General features: G+C 60.8%; 17 protein-coding genes. 5 read left to right on the top strand and 12 right to left on the bottom strand.

Annotated elements, in window-relative coordinates:
- Positions 1–63 precede the first annotated feature (63 nt).
- The 7 genes from IB241_RS24860 to IB241_RS24830 form a co-directional block, all read right to left on the bottom strand.
- A complete protein-coding gene (locus tag IB241_RS24860) occupies positions 64–1,272 on the bottom strand; it encodes an amino acid deaminase (protein ID WP_192300827.1) in 1,209 nt (402 codons plus the stop codon).
- Positions 1,273–1,281: 9 nt separating this feature from the next.
- Positions 1,282–2,046 (bottom strand): IclR family transcriptional regulator, encoded by a 765-nt coding sequence (locus IB241_RS24855; RefSeq protein WP_192300826.1) that lies wholly within the window; start codon positions 2,044–2,046, stop codon positions 1,282–1,284.
- Positions 2,047–2,214: 168 nt separating this feature from the next.
- Complete coding sequence (locus IB241_RS24850) at positions 2,215–2,604, bottom strand: RidA family protein (protein ID WP_078742925.1); 390 nt, start codon at positions 2,602–2,604, stop codon at positions 2,215–2,217.
- Between the two features lie 16 nt (positions 2,605–2,620).
- Positions 2,621–3,403 (bottom strand): amino acid ABC transporter ATP-binding protein, encoded by a 783-nt coding sequence (locus IB241_RS24845; RefSeq protein WP_192300825.1) that lies wholly within the window; start codon positions 3,401–3,403, stop codon positions 2,621–2,623.
- A complete protein-coding gene (locus IB241_RS24840; RefSeq protein WP_017737241.1) occupies positions 3,400–4,062 on the bottom strand; it encodes an amino acid ABC transporter permease in 663 nt (220 codons plus the stop codon). Before IB241_RS24840 ends, IB241_RS24845 begins: the two co-directional genes overlap by 4 nt.
- 11 nt (positions 4,063–4,073) lie before the next feature.
- Positions 4,074–4,736, bottom strand: coding sequence for an amino acid ABC transporter permease (locus IB241_RS24835; RefSeq protein WP_192300824.1), 663 nt, complete (start codon positions 4,734–4,736; stop codon positions 4,074–4,076).
- Positions 4,737–4,788: 52 nt separating this feature from the next.
- Entirely contained in the window at positions 4,789–5,637 is an 849-nt protein-coding gene (locus IB241_RS24830) for a transporter substrate-binding domain-containing protein (RefSeq protein ID WP_192300823.1), read from the bottom strand.
- A 333-nt stretch (positions 5,638–5,970) separates the two neighbouring features.
- Between IB241_RS24830 and IB241_RS24825 the strand changes: the two genes are divergently transcribed.
- Positions 5,971–6,219, top strand: coding sequence for a hypothetical protein (locus tag IB241_RS24825; RefSeq protein ID WP_192300822.1), 249 nt, complete (start codon positions 5,971–5,973; stop codon positions 6,217–6,219).
- A 75-nt stretch (positions 6,220–6,294) separates the two neighbouring features.
- Positions 6,295–6,624 (top strand): thioredoxin family protein, encoded by a 330-nt coding sequence (locus IB241_RS24820; RefSeq protein WP_192300821.1) that lies wholly within the window; start codon positions 6,295–6,297, stop codon positions 6,622–6,624.
- A 123-nt stretch (positions 6,625–6,747) separates the two neighbouring features.
- Here the strand turns inward: IB241_RS24820 and IB241_RS24815 are convergent, their stop codons facing one another.
- Entirely contained in the window at positions 6,748–8,304 is a 1,557-nt protein-coding gene (locus IB241_RS24815) for a TerC family protein (protein ID WP_192300820.1), read from the bottom strand.
- A gap of 247 nt (positions 8,305–8,551) precedes the next feature.
- Positions 8,552–9,427 carry a LysR family transcriptional regulator gene (locus IB241_RS24810; RefSeq protein ID WP_192300819.1) on the bottom strand — a complete coding sequence of 292 codons (876 nt, stop codon included), beginning with the start codon at positions 9,425–9,427 and terminating at the stop codon, positions 8,552–8,554.
- A gap of 150 nt (positions 9,428–9,577) precedes the next feature.
- On the opposite strand from IB241_RS24810, the gene IB241_RS24805 reads away from it, so the two are divergent.
- Entirely contained in the window at positions 9,578–11,116 is a 1,539-nt protein-coding gene (locus IB241_RS24805; protein WP_192300818.1) for an MFS transporter, read from the top strand.
- A 107-nt stretch (positions 11,117–11,223) separates the two neighbouring features.
- Here IB241_RS24805 and sohB read toward each other — a convergent pair whose 3' ends face one another.
- A complete protein-coding gene (gene sohB, locus IB241_RS24800) occupies positions 11,224–12,261 on the bottom strand; it encodes a protease SohB (protein WP_192300817.1) in 1,038 nt (345 codons plus the stop codon).
- A 195-nt stretch (positions 12,262–12,456) separates the two neighbouring features.
- Here sohB and IB241_RS24795 point away from each other — a divergent pair, with 195 nt between their 5' ends.
- Positions 12,457–13,167: a histidine phosphatase family protein gene (locus tag IB241_RS24795; RefSeq protein ID WP_192300816.1), complete on the top strand. Its 711-nt coding sequence runs from the start codon at positions 12,457–12,459 to the stop codon at positions 13,165–13,167.
- A 56-nt stretch (positions 13,168–13,223) separates the two neighbouring features.
- Positions 13,224–13,538, top strand: coding sequence for an SCP2 sterol-binding domain-containing protein (locus IB241_RS24790; RefSeq protein WP_192300815.1), 315 nt, complete (start codon positions 13,224–13,226; stop codon positions 13,536–13,538).
- Positions 13,539–13,684: 146 nt separating this feature from the next.
- Here the strand turns inward: IB241_RS24790 and IB241_RS24785 are convergent, their stop codons facing one another.
- Positions 13,685–16,321, bottom strand: coding sequence for an MGH1-like glycoside hydrolase domain-containing protein (locus IB241_RS24785; protein WP_192300814.1), 2,637 nt, complete (start codon positions 16,319–16,321; stop codon positions 13,685–13,687).
- Positions 16,322–16,390: 69 nt separating this feature from the next.
- Entirely contained in the window at positions 16,391–17,800 is a 1,410-nt protein-coding gene (locus tag IB241_RS24780; protein WP_192300813.1) for an OprD family outer membrane porin, read from the bottom strand.
- Between the last annotated feature and the right edge of the window lie 72 nt (positions 17,801–17,872).

The raw sequence follows: 17,872 nt of genomic DNA, 5'->3' as shown, positions 1-17,872 counted from the left end.
ATTTCTATTTGTGAATACCGTCAACTGTGGGAGCGGGCTTGCTCGCGAAGGGAACGACTCGGTCTAGAAACAGGTATGCAAGCTCTCGACCACCTGCAACTGCTCATCCACCAGGCAACCCACCTGCCACTTGTCAAACGTCAGGCACGGGTGCGAAGTACCGAACGAAATAATGTCACCAATACGCAACTCAACCCCCGGCGCCACGCTCATGAACGCATGCTGGTCCATCACCGCCGTGACCTTGCACCCGCTCACATCCTCGCCTTCGGCGGGCACGATCCCGGCCTTGTAGCGCTTGAGCGGCACCGGCAACCCGGCGTCGTAGGCCACGTCGCGCTTGCCCAGGGCAACCACCGCGAAGCCCGGCTCGGGCAGCGATTGCACGTGGGCCCAGACTTCCAGCGCCGGGCGCAGGCCTTCGTTGAGGTCGCTGCGACGCTCGAGTACGCAGCATTGCGCGTCTTTGTAGATACCGTGGTCGTGGGCCACATAACTGCCGGGACGCAGCACGCTGAGGAAGCGGCCGGCGGCGTTTTGTGTTTCGAACGACTCGGCGATCAGGTCGTACCAGGCCGACCCCGATGCGCTGATGATCGGCTTGGCCAGGTCGAAAGAACCGTTGTTCTGCAAATCCACCGCCAGGCGCACCAGGCTCGCGGCAAAGTCGCGGATACCGCTGATAGCGTGCTCGCCGTGGATCACCCCTTCATAACCTTCGATACCGGTCAGCGCCAGGGCCGGCTGGGCCTGGATCGCCTTGGCCAGGTCGCGCACTTGCTGCTCACTGCGGCAGCCGCAACGGCCGCCGACCACGCCGTATTCGATCATCACATTGAGGCGCAGGCCACGGGCGGCAAAGAACAGCCCGAGGTCGGCGACGTTGTCTGGATGATCGACCATGCAGTGGAAATCGAAATCCTTGTCCGCCAACAGGTCGGCGATCAACGCCATGTTCGGCGCCCCCACCAGTTGGTTGGCCATCAATACGCGGCGAACGCCACCGGCGTAGGCGGCACGGGTCTGCACAGCGTTGGCCAGGGTAATGCCCCAGGCACCGGCGGCGATCTGGCGCTGGAACAGCGCCGGCATCATGCTGGTCTTGCCATGGGGCGCCAGCTCGGCGCCACTGTTGCTGACGAACGTTTGCATCCAGCGGATGTTGTGTTCCAGGGCGTCGCGGTGCAGCACCAGGGCCGGCAGGCTGACGTCACGGACCAGATGGGCACCGACGGCGGCGGCGCCTTTTTCAACGGCATTGATGGCAGACATGAAATGCTCCTATTCGTTGATGCGACGGGCCAGGCTGTTGGCGCTGTCGATCAACACCCGGCGATAGTCGTTGTAGTTTTTCTGCGCATCGGCCCGTGGGGCGACGATGCACAGGGTCGCAATGCTGATGCCTTGCGCGTCCCGCACCGGGGCGGCAAAACAGTGGGTAAAGGTGTCGGCCACGCTGTCGAAGGAAAAGAAGCCATCGAGGGTGGCCTGGCGGATCTGTGCCAGGAAGGTCTCCAGCGGCAAGCGCTCACCGTCCGGCAGGATGAAATCGTCCTGGTCGATCAGGTCGATGATCTGCTGGTCGCTCAGGTGCCCCAGCAGCAGGCGCCCGGAGGCCGTCCAGGGGATCGGCGCGTTTTCGCCGATGTCCGAAGAAATACGGAAATGCCGCTCGCCCTCGCGCATCAGCGCCACCGTGTATTTGCGCCCGTTGAGCAGGCACATCTGCGCGGTTTCGTGGGTCTGGCTGACGATGTCCTGCAAGGCGTGGTCGGCCTCGCGGGTCAGGTCGAAGTGGCGCAGGTGCGCCTGGCCGAGAAAATACAGCTGGCGACCAAGGTAGACGTGACCGTCTTTGCCTACCGTCTCCAGAATGCGTCGTTCCAGCAGCGAGGCGACCAGTTCGTAGACCGTGGACTTGGGGCTGCCGATGCCGCTGGCAATATCATTCGGGCGCAGGGGCTGGCCGATTTCCTTGAGGAAATCGAGAATATCGAACGCCCGGTCCAGGCCTTTGGCGCGGCGTTTGATGGTGTCTTCGGTCATGGCAGTTTTCGGTCCGGTCATAGTAGTAATGCTGCACAGTGAACCCCTGTGGGAGCGGGCTTGCCCGCGAAAGCGGTGGGTCAGTCAGGCATGGGTTGCCTGACACTCCGTCATCTCAGGCAAGCCAGCTCCCACATTGGCGCTGCGGGGGTCTTCAGATCGCTGCATTTAGCCTTTTTTCTTGTAGGCCACGCAATCGATCTCCACCTTGCAATCGACCATCATATTGGCCTGCACACAGGCGCGCGCCGGTGCGTGTTCCGGGGTGAAGTATTCGCCGAACACCTTGTTGAAACTCCAGAAGTCCCGTGGGTCTTCCAGCCATACGCCAACGCGGACCACGTCTTTGAGTTCGTAACCGGCTTCTTCGAGGATCGCCACCACATTGCGCATGGTCTGCCGGGTTTGCTCGACGATGCCACCGTTGATGATTTCACCGTCCACCGCTGGCACTTGGCCCGAGACGTAGAGCCAGCCGTCCGCTTCCACCGCACGGGCGAAAGGACGTGGCTGGCCGCCGCCGGCAGTGCTGCCGGTGCCGTAACGAGTAATGCTCATAAAAATAGCCTCCTGATTAAAAACGAATGTTCTTGAGAAATTCCGCCAGGCGCGACGATTGCGGGCGCTCGAAGATGTCCTTCGACGAGCCCTGCTCTTCAATGCGGCCCTGGTTCATGAAAACGATCTTGTCGGACACTTCATAGGCGAAGCGCATTTCGTGGGTGACCAGCAACATGGTCATGCCCTCTTCCGCCAGGCCCTTGATCACGCTGAGCACTTCGCCCACCAGTTCCGGGTCGAGGGCCGAGGTGACTTCATCGAACAGCATCAGGCTGGGGTTCATCGCAATCGCCCGGGCAATCGCCACGCGCTGTTGCTGGCCGCCGGAAAGCTGGCCGGGGAAATGGTTGCGCCGCTCCAACAAGCCTACGCGGTCGAGCCATTTTTCCGCCAATGCCACGGCTTCGTCCTTGCCCATCTTCTTGACCTTGAGCAGGCCGAGGGTGACGTTTTGCAACGCGGTCAAATGGGGGAACAGGTTGAACTGCTGGAACGCCATGCCGGTCATTGCGCGGTGCTGGGAGATCACGCGTTCAGGGTGACGCACGCGCTTGCCGGCGATTTCGCTGTAGCCGATGGACTCGCCGTCAAGCGTGATCTGCCCGCCCTGGAACTCTTCCAGCAGGTTGACACAGCGCAGCAGCGTGGTCTTGCCCGAGCCGCTGGAGCCGATCAACGTGACCACGTTGCCGCGCTGCATGCTCAGGTCGACGCCCTTGAGTACTTCCACGTCGCCGTACTGTTTACGCAGGCCGCGAATGTTGAGCAGTGCTTGCTCTGTTTGAGGTTGGTTCATGGCAAGGCCACCCGCTTTTCAATGTAGCGCCCGAATAACTCGATGGCGTAGTTGATGACAAAAAACAGAAACCCGGCGAACAGATAGAACTCCAGGGTCATGAAGGTACGCGCGATGACTTGCTGGGTACTCAACAGCAGCTCGGCCACGCCGATGACCGAAAGCAGAGTCGAGGCCTTGACGATTTCCGTGGAGGAATTGACCCAGGTCGGCAGGATCTGCCGCAGTGCCTGTGGCAGCAGCACGTAGGCCAGGGACTGTTGGAATGTCAGACCAATCGCCTTGCCCGCCTCCAGTTGCCCACGGGGGATGGCTTGCAGCGCGCCGCGCACGATCTCCGAGACGTGAGAACCGCAAAACAGTGTCAACCCGACCGCACCGGCCTGGAACGCGCTGATTTGCCAACCGAGCGCCGGCAGCATGTAGAAACACGCGAGCACCAGCACAAACACCGGCGTGCCACGGATCAGATCCACATACAGGCGAAACGGCGCCCGCATCCAGAACTTGCCGTAGGTCAGGATCAACCCGGCGACGATGCCGATCAGGGTGCCGAAGATAATCGCCAGCGCCGACACATACACGCTGGCTTGAAAGCCCGCCCACAGGGTATCCCGGGCGATCCACAACTCATGCAACCAGCTGGGGGACTCGTACATGGGAACCCTCCTTAACGACGGATCGCCAAACGCTGTTCCAAGTAACGGAGCAGCATGGCAATGAGGTAACAGGCAGCCACGTAGAGCGCCGTCGTGACCAGCCAGGTTTCAATCACCCGGTAGCTTTCGACGTTGATCTTGCGGGCGTAATAGGTCAGCTCCGGCACCGCAATGGCAGCGGCCAGCGAGGTGTCCTTGAACAGCGAAATAAAGTTGTTCGACAGCGCCGGCAGCACGTTGCGCAGCATCACTGGCACGGTGATGTAGGCCCGGATGCGCCATTCGCCCAGGCCAATGGCCAGGCCGGCTTCACGCAACCCCTTGGGAATATTCAACAGCCCGGCACGGAATACTTCGGTCAGGTAGGCACCGGCGTACAACGACAGCGTGATGATGAAGGACGGGATTTTATCGAGGCGGATGCCCAACGATGGCAGCGCAAAGTAGATCAACAGGATCAGCACCAGGATCGGCGTGTTGCGCACCACCGTCACGTACACCGAGGCGAAGATTCGCAACGCGCGGTGCTTGGACAGCATGGCAAACGCCATCAGCAGGCCGATCACGCAACCGATGGCGATCGACAGCAGCGCCAGCTCCAGGCCCAGGCCGAGCCCCGCCAGCAAAGTGTCGAAATCGCGCCACACGGCGGCAAAGTTCAACTGATAGTTCATGGTCGGCAATACCTAATAGGGGCGCCGTTCGCGGCGCCCCGGTTGTCACGAATCACTTGAACTCGACAGGAAAACCAATCGCCGGCGATGGCAGATCGACGCCGAACCACTGCTTGAACGAGGCTTGGTAGGTGGGGAACTCGACACCGGTCATGGCTTCATGCAGGGCGGTGTTGACGAAGTTCAGCCAGTCCTGGTCGCCACGCTTGACCGCGCACGCGTAGGTCTGCGGGCTCCAGGCGTAGGTCGGGCTGCGATAGCGGCCAGGGTTCTGCACCATCAGGTATTTGACCGAGGACTGGTCGGTGGCGGCGGCATCGGCGCGGCCGGAGTTCACGGCCTGGTACATCAGGTCGACGCTGTCGTATTGGTCGACCTTGGCTTTTGGCAGGGCCTGATGCACCAACTCTTCGGCGTAGACGTTTTGCAGCACCGCCACGGTGACGCCGTCGCCAGCGGCTTGCAGGTCTTCAATCTCTTTGTACTTGCTGTTGTTCGGCAATAGCAGGCCGACGCCTTCGCGGTAGTACGGCAGGGTAAACGCGACCTGCTGAGCGCGGCTGGCGGTGACGGTGATGAACTGGCAACTCATGTCGACCTTGTTGGTCAGCAGGTTGGGAATTCGTGCGTCGGACGACTGCACCACAAATTCGACTTTGCTCGGGTCGTTGAACAACCCCTTGGCCACGATGCGGCCGATGTCGATATCAAACCCCTGCAACTTGCCATCCGCTCCCTGGAAGTGCCACGGCGCATTGGTACTGCCTGTACCCACGATCAAGTGCCCACGCTTGAGCACATCATCGAGCTTGCTGTCCGCCGCCTGCACTTGGCTTGCGAGGGACGCCGAGGCGGCGAAGAGAAAAACACACGCTTTGAATACGGAAGGTCGGTGATGCATGACAAGCACTCCAGGAGTTGTGTATTCCGCTATACCGGAACTTGGTATGTAACAACGGAATAGACAGCAGAAAGTGTGCCACACGCTGAAATAGAAAAATATGCGGGGAATAAATTCTTTATAAATCAGCCAGATAAATCGTCGCGGGCAATACGGCGATACGCCAGCATCTGCGCCCACCGTGCTACCCCAGGCCACACACTGCGGTGACAGGCCCCAGTCGGGCGCGCCAAAACAGCGTTACCACGCACCGTTGCGGTGCGCGCGCACCGTGGAAAAATCCCCATGCTCGGCTAGCCTTTGCACATGCCCGCCTATAAGGACCGTGCCCTGATGAAGTTTCGTCTTACGCTGGTTTTGCTTTCCTTGCTGGTGGCCGGCAGCGCCTGCGCCAGCAACGATCGCCGCGACTGCAAGGAAGAACTGCGCAAGCTCAAGGACACCTTGAGCACCAACTACACCAGCCAGAACCACCACGGCTATCGCCAGGCCAAGGCCTCGCGGGACAACCTGGAATACAAGAAATGCGCGAGCCAGGCGCGCAAGGCCCGCGAACGCTTGGAGCGTGAGCGGGACCTGTGAAGGTTGACAGTAGACGCTGTTCAATCCTCGATTTAGCGTTGGCGACAACTACCGCTGCGCAAGAGGAAGACTGTCATGGGACTTGCCACCGCGACGATTGCCAATGCCGAGGACTACCAACAGGTACTGAGCAGCTCACGCCCAGTATTTTTGCTGTTTGTTTCAGTCCGCTGCCCCGCTTGTTCTCAGGCCGTGCCGCTGTTTGAAAGGATTGCCGCCAACTACCCCGAGATCGTGAGCATGGTGCTTGACTGTGAAAACACTCCTCGCCACCCGGAGGTAAAGGGCACCCCGACCTGGTTGATCTACCTCAATGGAGAGTTGAAAGAGGCATTCAAGGGTTTAGGCGCCCCAGAAGATCAAGACCAATTCGTTGAAGACACGTTCGCCCGCTACGCCCGCTAGTCCTTGCACGCCCCGACGGCAGTCTCCGCCGAATCCGGGTAGAGGATGGCGACATCCTCAACCCGGTGCCGTTCAGGGCCGACCGGGCGCTGTATGTGTCAAAACACGCAGGCAAGGGCTGCTTTACGGTTCACGCACCATCGTCACCTGAGTGACCCGTCGCTCTTCGACCGCGGCCACGGTCAGGCGCCAGCCTTCGTACGCCAGGCTGTCGCCGACCATTGGCAAGCGGTCCAGCAGGCTCATCACCAGGCCGGCGAGGGTCTGGTAATCCTCGGTCGCCACCGCCTGAAAGCCGGTGCGCTGGCGCAGTTGGTTCAGGTTCATTGCGCCATTGGCACGGAACCCGGCGCCCTCCTCGACAATATCCGGCCCTTCGATTTCGCTGGCATCCGGCAATTCACCGGCGATGGATTCAAGGATGTCGGTCATGCTCAACACGCCCATGAAGTCACCGAACTCGTTGATCACGAAGGCGATGTGGGTGGACTCCTGGCGCATCTGCTCCAGGGCATTGAGGATCGAAAAGCTCTCCAGCAGGTTGATCGCCCGGCGTGCCAGGTGTTCCAGGTTCGGCTGGTTGCCGGCCAGGTATTCTTTGAGCAGTTCCTTCTTGTGCACAAAACCCAGCGGTTCATCCACCGCGCCGTTGCGGATCAATGGCAGACGCGAGTAGGACGAATGCATCAGTTTCAGGCGAATCGTCTCTGCATCGTCCGCCAGATCGATGTAATCAACCTTGGCGCGCGGCGTCATCAGCGTACGAATCGGCCGCTCGGCCAATTGCAGCACACCGCTGATCATCACGCGCTCGCGGCGATCAAACAGCGGGCCCTGGGCGGTATCGGGCTCACCAAGCAAGTCGGCCACCTCTTCACCGACCTCTTCCACCGCCAGGCTGCGACCGCCCAGCAAACGCATTACCGCATGGGCGGTGCGCTCACGCACCGGCAGCACACCTTGCGCCGACTTCTTGCGGCGGGCACGGGCAATCTGGTTGAACACTTCGATCAGGATCGAAAAACCGATGGCCGCATACAAGTAGCCCTTGGGAATATGGAAGCCCAGGCCTTCGGCGGTCAGGGCGAAACCGATCATCATCAAGAAGCCCAGGCAGAGCATGATCACCGTCGGGTGCGCGTTGACGAAGCGGGTCAACGGCTTGCTCGCGACGATCATCAGGCCGATGGAAATGATCACCGCGATCATCATCACCGCCAACTCATCGACCATGCCCACGGCGGTGATCACCGCATCGAGGGAGAACACCGCGTCGAGCACCACGATCTGCGCCACGATCGGCCAGAACATCGCGTAGGCCACATTGCCCGTACGCTGGGCCACATGGCCTTCGAGGCGCTCATGCAATTCCATGGTGGCCTTGAACAACAGGAACACACCACCAAACAGCATGATCAGGTCGCGACCGGAGAAGCTCTTGTCGAACACTTCGAACAACGGCTGGGTAAGCGTCACCAACCACGAAATACTCGCCAGCAAGCCCAGGCGCATCAGCAACGCCAGAGACAAACCGATCAACCGCGCACGATCACGCTGCTCCGGCGGCAGTTTGTCTGCCAGGATGGCGATAAACACCAGGTTGTCGATACCCAGCACCAGTTCCAGCACAATCAAAGTCAACAGGCCGAGCCAGGCCGTTGGATCCGCTAACCATTCCATTTATAGAGTCTCTTTGTTCGATTATCAGAATGCCGGACACGGCAATGCGCGGTCAGTGGACCGGGACAAGACTAGCAGTCGAAATACGGGGTGCTTGAGCGGAAACGGCGGCAGCGGATGTCTTGGGGAAAGACGACTGGGGGGCTCCGAGAGGGTGTTCATGCAAGTCCTGCGACAAGAAAAGGACTTGAATCGTACAACCGCAAAGCAAATTTCCTACAGCGCAAAACTATTACAAGATCTGTAATCATGTCCGGCCGGCCGCCTTGGCCAACTGGATAAACCGCGCCACGGCGGGAGCCTTTTCGAAGCGCCGGTGGATCAGCGACAACCACGACGACGCCTCACTGCCTTGAATCGGCCGGTAGACCACGTTCGGCAAGGCCACATGCCCCACCACCGACGACGGCACCACCGCCACCCCTTGGCCCAGAGAAACCAGCGCCAACACCGCGACCAAACCACCTGGCTGCGGGCCCAGGCGTGGCGCAAAACCGCCCTGGGTCGCGACATGCAGCGTGCCGCTGATCTGCTCGGGCAAGATGAAGGTTTCATTTTGCAGGTGTTCACAACCGATGGCCTTCAGGCCCAGTAGCCAGGAATCCTGGGGCAGCGCGAGGACAAAACCTTCACTGTCCAGGCGCACCGCTTCTACGCCATCGGGCAGGGTCATGGGCGAACGAACGTAGCCGATGTCATAGCGCCCATCCGCCACCGCACCCGGCAACGTAGCCATGGCGCACTCGCGCACATTCACACTGACATCGGCAAATGCCTGGCCGAACGCCTGCATCTGCCGTTGCAACAGCCCGCTATACACCGCGGACGCCACATAGCCCAACTCGATATGGCCGATTTCACCACGCCCGGCTCGCTGGGCCTTACGCTGAGCGAGCTCGAATTGGCGCACGGTAGCCTCGGCTTCCGGCATCAGGGCCGTGCCCGCTTCGGTCAGGCTGACCTCACGCTGTTGACGGATAAACAAGCGCGTACCCAGAGCGGTTTCCATGTCCTGGATCTGCCGACTCAAGGTCGGCGGCGCGATCCCCAGTTGCTCGGCGGCGCGGGTGAAGTTGCAGTGCCGGGCAACGGCCAGGAAATAGCGGAAATGGCGGATGTCCATCGCAGGGTTAGCTCAAAGGTAATGAAGTTGTACCTGGCGCCTAACAAAGGCGCCAAGTGCTGGCGATAAGCTGGGACCATCCTAACAGCACAGAGCCTTTGCGATGCATATCCACTTCAAACCACTCATTGCCTGCAAGGTAATCGGATCATGAACCCGGTCAGCCCGCGCCTGACCCTGTTGACCGCTTCCGGCGTCTGCTCGCTGATTGTGCTCGACACCAATATCGTCGCCGTGAGCCTGCCGAGTATCGCCCGCGACCTTGGGGCCAACTTCGCCGACATCGAATGGGTGGTCAGCGCCTACATGCTCGCCTTTGCCGCGCTGCTGTTGCCGGCCGGCAGCCTTGCCGACCGTTTCGGGCGCAAACGCTCGCTGGTCTGGGGCCTGGGTATTTTTATCCTCGCCTCCCTAGGCTGTGGCGCCGCCCCGACCGCGTTGCTGCTGGATGTCGCACGTGCAGTCAAAGGCGTCGGCGCCGCGCTGTTGCTGACCGCGGCCCTGGCGTCCATCGGCCATACCTTCCACGATGAAGTGGAGCGCGCCAAGGCCTGGGCGTTCTGGGGGGCGTGCATGGGAGTGGCGATGACCGCCGCGCCGACCCTGGGCGGCTTGATCACCGAGTACCTGGGCTGGCGCTGGATTTTCTACCTCAACCTGCCCGTGGGCCTGGCGCTGATGGCTCTGGTGCTGCGCGCGATCCCGGAATCCCGCGATACTCAATCCGCCCGGCTCGATCCGTGGGGCAGCCTGGCCTTCAGTGCCAGCCTGTTGTGCCTGATCTGGGGACTGATCGAAGCGAACCGCATAGGTTGGGACAGCCCGCTGACCTATGCACGCCTGCTGGGTGGTGCAGTGCTGTTGGGCGTGTTTGTGCTGGTCGAACGCTTGCAACAGCGACCGATGGTGGACTTGCAACTGTTTCGCCATCCGCGCTTTATCGGCGCGTTGCTGGGGATGTTTGCCTACGCCGGTTGTGCCCAGGTGATGATGACATTACTGCCGTTCTACCTGCAGAACGGCTTGGGTTTCTCCGCAATCACTTCGGGCCTGGGCATGCTGCCATTTGCCCTGACTATGCTGGTGTGCCCACGCATCGGCGCACGCCTGGCCGGACGCTTTGCGCCTGCGACCATGATGGCAATCGGTTTGACCCTGGTGGGCTGCGGCAACCTGCTCAGCGCCTGGGCAGTGAATGTGGGGGGCTACCTGCCCTTCGCCCTGGCGATTGCCATCACTGGCGCCGGCGCGGGTTTGCTCAATGGCGACACCCAGAAAAACATCATGGCCTGCGTGCCGCGCGACCGCGCCGGGATGGCCTCGGGGATGAGTACCACCATGCGTTTCAGCGCGATCATGCTGGCCATTGGGGTATATGGCGCGCTGCTCAATAGTCAGAGCGAGCAGTTGTTGAGCGCGAGCATCGGTGGCCAGTGGCAGGCGCAGGTGGCCGGCATAGCGTCGCGAGTGGTGGCGGGCGATATGCCGGCGGCGATGGCGCTGTTACCGGAGCCAGCACGCGCCAGTGTGCAACCGTTGGCCCGGCAGGCGTTTGTCGGTGGGTTCGGCGGGGTGTTGGGGGTCGCAGGATTATTGGGGTTGCTAGGGGCGCTGGTGGTGGGCATGTTGATGCGACACCCGATCAATATGGGAGCGGGTGTGTGTGGGAGCGGGCTTGCTCGCGAATGAGGAGTGTCAGTCGCTAAATCCGGTGACTGGTACACCGCCTTCGCGAGCAAGCCCGCTCCCACACAAGCCCGCTCCCACAAGGGATCACCTGGATCCGAGGGATCGGGTTACCAGAACCGCTGCTGGGTCAGACGGCTCCACCAGGTCAGCAGCACCCGGTCCACGGAACCGCTGGCCGCCAGGCCGACACGCTCCTGCAAACTCTTGCGCTCGGCATAGTGCAGGTGGAACACCTCGTCGGTCTTGGCCTTGGTCGCCAGGTATTCGTCGCTGGTTTGCAGCTCATCGACCAGTTGCTTGTCCAGCGCTGCAACACCCAGCCACACCTCTCCGGTCGCAACTTCATCAATCGCCAACTGTGGGCGATAGCGCGACACGAAGTTCTTGAACAATTGATGGGTGATGTCCAGGTCTTCCTGGAACTTCTCGCGGCCCTTCTCGGTGTTTTCGCCAAACACCGTGAGGGTGCGCTTGTACTCGCCGGCGGTCAGCACTTCAAAGTCGATGTCGTGTTTTTTCAGCAGGCGGTTGACGTTGGGCAACTGCGCCACCACGCCAATCGAACCGAGAATGGCAAACGGGGCGCTGATAATTTTCTCGCCGATGCACGCCATCATGTAGCCGCCGCTGGCCGCAACCTTGTCGATGCACACGGTCAACGGCACGCCCGCCTGGCGGATCCGCGCCAGTTGCGACGAGGCCAGGCCGTAGCTGTGCACCATGCCGCCGCCGCTTTCCAGGCGCAGGACCACTTCGTCCTTAGGCGTGGCGAGGCTGAGCAACGCGGTGATTTCATGGCGCAGGCTCTCGGTGGCCGAGGCCTTGATGTCGCCGTCGAAATCCAGCACGAACACCCGTGGCTTGGCCTCGGGCTTTTTCTTGCTGTTCTTCTTTTCGGCTTTGCTTTCGGCTTTGCTTTCGGACTTGCGCAGGGCCTTGAGCTGGTCCTTGTCGAGCAGGGTTGATTCCAGGCGCTCACGCAGGCCCTTGTAGAAATCATTGAGTTTGCTGACCTGCAATTGGCCGGCGGACTTGCGACGACCTTTGCTGCGCAATGCCGCGAAGCTGATCAGTACCACCAGAATAGCGACCACCAGGGTGACGGTCTTCGCCAGAAAGCTCGCGTATTCGGCCAGGAAATCCATGTTTCTCCTTACAAGTGCAGTGCGCCAGGCGCGGATTGCCCAAGCATACCGGCGGCACCGCGTTCGAGCCAGTGATCAAACCGCCAGCAACGGAGCGTTCCAACGAGCTTTTAAAACAAGCGTATGTTTTTCCATTGACAGCTCGCAGGCATCCCCATAACCTCGCCAGACTTTCAACGTACCGGGAAAACGGACGTGGGCAGCATCTATCTGATTCGACATGGCCAAGCCTCCTTCGGTGCAGACGACTATGACGTCCTGTCGCCCGTTGGCGTGGAACAAGCGCAAGTGCTCGGGCGCCACCTGGCCGAACTGGGCCTGACGTTCGACCGCTGCATCGCCGGCGACCTGCGTCGCCAGCAGCACACCGCCAGCGCCGCGTTCGATCAATACAGCGCCCTCGGCCTGCCGGTGCCGGCCTTGGAGGTAGACAGCGCCTTCAACGAGTTCGACGCCGATGCGATCATCCGCGCCCTGCTCCCCGACCTGCTCACTACCGAACCCGAAGCCCTGGAAATCCTGCGCAATGCCGCGCAGAACCGCAGCGAATTCCAGCGCATCTTCGCCCTGATCATCGAGCGCTGGCTGGCCGGCACCTATGATCCGCCGGGCCTGGAAAGCTGGCTGGGGTTTGTCGAGCGGGTCCAGGCGGGCCTGCAACGCATTCTTGAAGCGGCGGACAACGCGCAGAAAATCGCCGTGTTCACCTCCGGCGGCACCATCACCGCCCTGCTCCACCTGATTACCCGGATGCCCGCTGCCCAGGCCTTCGAACTGAACTGGCAAATTGTTAACACCTCGCTCAACCAGCTGAAATTCCGCGGTCGCGAGGTGGCCCTGGCTTCCTTCAACAGCCACTCCCACTTGCAACTGTTGAAGGCGCCGCAACTCATCACCTTCCGATGAGCTGCGGCCAACCGTGACCCCAAGGTCACTGGACTCACCATAAAAGGATCGAAACCATGACTGACGTAGCCAAAGCTGTAGAAGCAATGAAAGCCAAATTCAACCCAAGCGCCGCTGACGGCCTGGACCTGGTATTCGGTTTCCGCATCGACGACACCAAGAACTTCTCGCTGATCGTCAAAGACAAGACCTGCGAACTGCAGGAAGGCGAAAACCCAGACGCACAAGTAACGCTGGTCATGGACAGCGAAACCCTGGAAGGCATCGTTGACGGTTCCACCGACGGCATGCAGGCCTTCATGGGTGGCAAGCTGCGCACCGAAGGCGACATGATGCTGGCAATGAAGTTGAGCGAGCTGTTCCCTTCCTGATTCACGGGCAACCCTGAATCCCTGTGGGGGCTGGCTTGTGTGGGAGCGGGCTTGCTCGCGAATGCGGTGTATCAGTCACAGATCGATCAACTGATAGTCCGCATTCGCGAGCAAGCCCGCTCCCACATTTTGCTCCACCACAGACCTTAGGCTTTCGGTTGCAGCAACAACGCCACCAACGCACTCCACCCCGTCTGATGCGATGCCCCCAGGCCGCGCCCTGTCTCTCCATGGAAATACTCATGGAACAACACCAGGTCACAACTCGCCGGGTCCGCCTGCAACTGCGCATACCCCGCCATCGATGGCCGCAGGCCATTTTCATCGCGTAGAAACAACCCCGTCAGCCGCTCACTGAGCCCGTCAGCCACGTCCTCAAGCGACGCCAGATAACCACTGCCCGTGGGGTACTCCACGGAGAAGTTGTCGGCGTAGTAGCGATGAAATTCCCGCAGCGATTCGATCAGCATGTAATTCACCGGCATCCACAACGGCCCGCGCCAGTTGGAATTTCCGCCGTACAACCGCGAATCGGATTCACCAGGCTGGTAGCTGGCACACAGGGTGTTGCCATTCATCTTCAGGGCCAGCGGTTGCTCGGCGAACGCCTTGGACAGGGAGCGCACACCAAACGCCGACAAAAACTCACGTTCATCCAGCATGCGCCGCAGCAGATCCTTGGTGCGCTCGCCGCGCAGCAATGCCAGCAACAGGCGATTGCCCTGCCCCGGCTCGTTCCAGCGCGAGACCAATTTGGCCAGGTCCGGGCGGTGCTTCATAAAGCCCAACAAACGCTCGCGCAACCCTTCCAGACCTTCATGCTCGCGCTGCTCCAGCACCAGCACCGCAAACAGCGGCATCAGCCCGACTATCGAACGCAGGCGCACCGGTTCATTGTTGCCATCTGGGCGGCGCAGCACATCGTAGAAGAACAGGTCCTGCTCATCCCACAGACCTTCGGCGCTTTCATCCACGCGATTGATGGCGCCAGCGATATACAGGAAGTGCTCGAAAAACTTCACCGCGATGTCGACGTACACCACATTTCGCCTGGCCAGCTCCAGAGCCATGCGCATCAAGTCCAGGGCATACGCCGCGACCCACGCCGTGCCATCCGCCTGATCCAGCTGATACCCCGGCGGCAGCGCGGCCGAGCGGTCGAACAAGGCAATGTTGTCCAAGCCGAGGAAACCGCCCTGGAACAGGTTGCGCCCCTCGGCATCCTTGCGATTGACCCACCAGGAAAAATTCAACAGCAGCTTGTGGAAGATCCGCTCCAGGAAGTCCATGTCGCCTACGCCGGTCAGCGCCTTATCCTGCTGATACACGCGCCAACTGGCCCAGGCATGTACCGGCGGGTTGGCGTCGTCGAAGCGCCACTCATACGCCGGCAACTGACCATTGGGGTGCATGAAGCGGTCTTTGACCAGCAGCAACAATTGTCTCTTGGCGTAGACCGGATCAATCAGCGCAATCGCCACCGCCTGGAAGCCCTGGTCCCAGGAGGCATACCAGGGGTACTCCCAGGTGTCGGGCATGGACAGGATGTCGAAGTTGGACAGGTGCCGCCAATGGCTGTTGCGGATATGCAACCGCTCGGCCGGCGGCGCGGGCTGGGCGGGGTCGCCGTCGAGCCATTGGTTGACGTCGAAATAATACAGCTGCTTGGACCACAACAAACCGGCCAGTGCCTGACGCTGTACGTTGCGTGCATCCTCAGACGCGATGCCCTGTTGCAAGGCTGCGTAGAAATCGTCGGCCTCCTGGCGCCTCAGCTCAAACAGCTTGCGCGCATTGACCTCAGGCGCGGCCACCGGCGCAAAACGCAGGTAGAGGGTTGTGCTTTGCAAGCCTGCCAATTCGAGGACGAACCGCGCAGCGACCTTGGTGCCGCTGTCCCGCCGGATCGCCGATTGGACGCCGCCCACCACATAATCGTTGATCCCGTCCTTGAACGGCCCCGGCGCCGGTAGCCCATCCAAACGAGGGTGGTTGCTCTCGTTCTCACAGAACAACCACTCCACCCCATCCTGGCCCCAGGCACTGAGGTAACGATCCGGCAGCTCATGATGACGCGCCAGCACCTGTTCGCCGTCGAGCACCAGGCGCGGCACTGGCGCATCAAAGGTCCAGCTCCAGTCGTTGCGCGCCCACACCTGGGGCAATACCTGCAAGCGTGTCGGCTGATCCGAACGGTTGTGCACGGTGACGCGCATGATAATATCGTCGGGCTGATGCTTGGCGTATTCGACGCTGACATCGCAGTAACGGTTGTCTTCAAACACCCCGGTGTCGAGGATTTCGTATTCGGCATCGCCCAGCCCACGGCGGGCGTTCTCGGCGATCAAGTCGGCGTAGGGAAAGGCCGCGTGCGGGTATTTATACAGCATGCGCATGTAGGCATGGCTCGGCACGCCATCGACGAAAAAGTACAGTTCCTTGACGTCTTCGCCGTGGTTGCCCTCGGCGTTGTTCAGGCCGAACAGACGTTCCTTGATGATCGCGTCGTGCTCGTTCCACAGCGCCAGGCCCAGGCACCAGCGTTGCGCGTTGTCGCTGAAACCGGCCAGGCCATCCTCGCCCCAACGGTAGGCACGGCTGCGCGCATGTTCGTGTGGGAAATACGCCCAGGCGTCGCCGTCGACGCTGTAGTCCTCGCGTACCGTGCCCCACTGGCGCTCGCTTAAATACGGGCCCCACTCGCGCCAGCGCTCGGCGTCCTGAGTCGCCAGGCGCTGGCCTTCGGTGGTGTCGGTTATTCGGGTTACGGGCGTGGCCGTCATGCAGTCCTCCGGCGCCTACAAGGTAGGGAGCAGTGTAGGACCCATCCACACCCGTATGCACATGAAGGTTTAGAAGATCGCGTAGGTGTAGTTGAAGATCAGGCGGGTTTGATCCTGATCGGCAGTGCCTGTGTTCTTGCCGTGGTAGGTGCCGGTCCGCAAAGTCGTCCCGAAACCTTTCAGAGGACCGGCCTGCACAACGTAGTCCAGACGGAAGTCGGCTTCGTTTTCTTTCTGGTCAGGACCACCAGCCACCTTGGACTTGATGTCCCGGCCATCCAGGTAAGCCACGGAAGCCTTCAGGCCGGGCACGTAGGCCTTGAAGTCATACGAGTACTGGCCAAAGTTGACCTGCTCGCCCGCACGGGAGAACTGGCCGACCACGGCGTCGGTGAACAGGTAGAAATCGCTGCCGCCAGCACCCTGCGCATGCGGGTCGGCCAGGCTGCCCTGGTTCACCCACACAAAGCCGCCGTCGTCGCCCACGCCAATATGGCCAAGCATCAGGCTGCTGCCGCCCAGTTGGTAGGTGAAGGCCGCACTGTAGGTTTTGTTGTCCACTTCGTTGGCGTGCTTGGCGTAACCACCGTTGTTGTTGAACTGGTAGCCACTCTGGCCGTTCTTGCCGTCACTGCTGCTGTCGAAGTAGCGCAGGTCGGTCTTGAACGATTGGTCATTGCCCAGCGGCAATACGTGGACCAGGCCGAAGTAGTTCTGTTTGTAGAAGTCTTGGAGTTGGGCGTAGTAGTACTGCAACGTCAGGTTTTTCGCGATGACGTTGTCGGAGGAACCAAACGGCTTGTAGTCCACCCCACCGAACTTGAAGCTGTCGCTGTCGCGCTGGCCACCCGCCACGCTCAAACCTGTGGAATTGCTCGAGGCACGGCCTTCGACGCGGTTCAGTTCACCGCCGGTGAAGGTGACGTTGGGAATATCGCTGGAGGTGAGGATGCCGCCGTCAAAGGTTTGCGGGGCCACACGGCTATCGTTGGACACCAGGATCGGCAACACCGGCGCCAGGCCGCCACCGACATGCAACTCGGTCTGGGAAATGCGGAACTTCACATTGCCTGCCGCGCGTCCAAACGCATCGGCGGGTTCGGTGCCGTTGTTTTTGGTCGGGAAGAAACTGTTGCCATTGCCCGCCAGGCCTGCGCCCGCCGTATGGCCATCGCCACCGTCCAGGCGCAGGGCGCCAAAGGCCATCACGTCGAAACCGACACCCACAGTGCCCTGGGTGAAACCGGACTTGTAGTCAAAGCGCAGCGCGGTGGCGGCTTCGCGCAGATCGTTGTTGGTCCCCGAACGGTTATCGGCGCTGTAGTACATGGTCCGCGAACTCACGGACGCATGGCTGTCCTCAAGGAAACCGCTGTGTCCGTTGCCGGTGCCCAGCGAACCGAGCCCGAAATCATCTGCGCAAGCCTGTTGTGCAAGAACGGCGGCGGTGATGGATAACGCCAGTGTAGAAATTTTCATTAATGACGGCCCCTGAACATTTTTTTATGTGTGTGATGTGCGAAACGGCGTTTTCATCCCTGCGAACGTGAC

The organism is Pseudomonas sp. PDM05 (assembly GCF_014851685.1).
GTDB lineage: Bacteria > Pseudomonadota > Gammaproteobacteria > Pseudomonadales > Pseudomonadaceae > Aquipseudomonas.
Note: the sequence above shows the minus strand (reverse complement) of the source record. Positions and strands in the feature narration are given on the sequence as shown.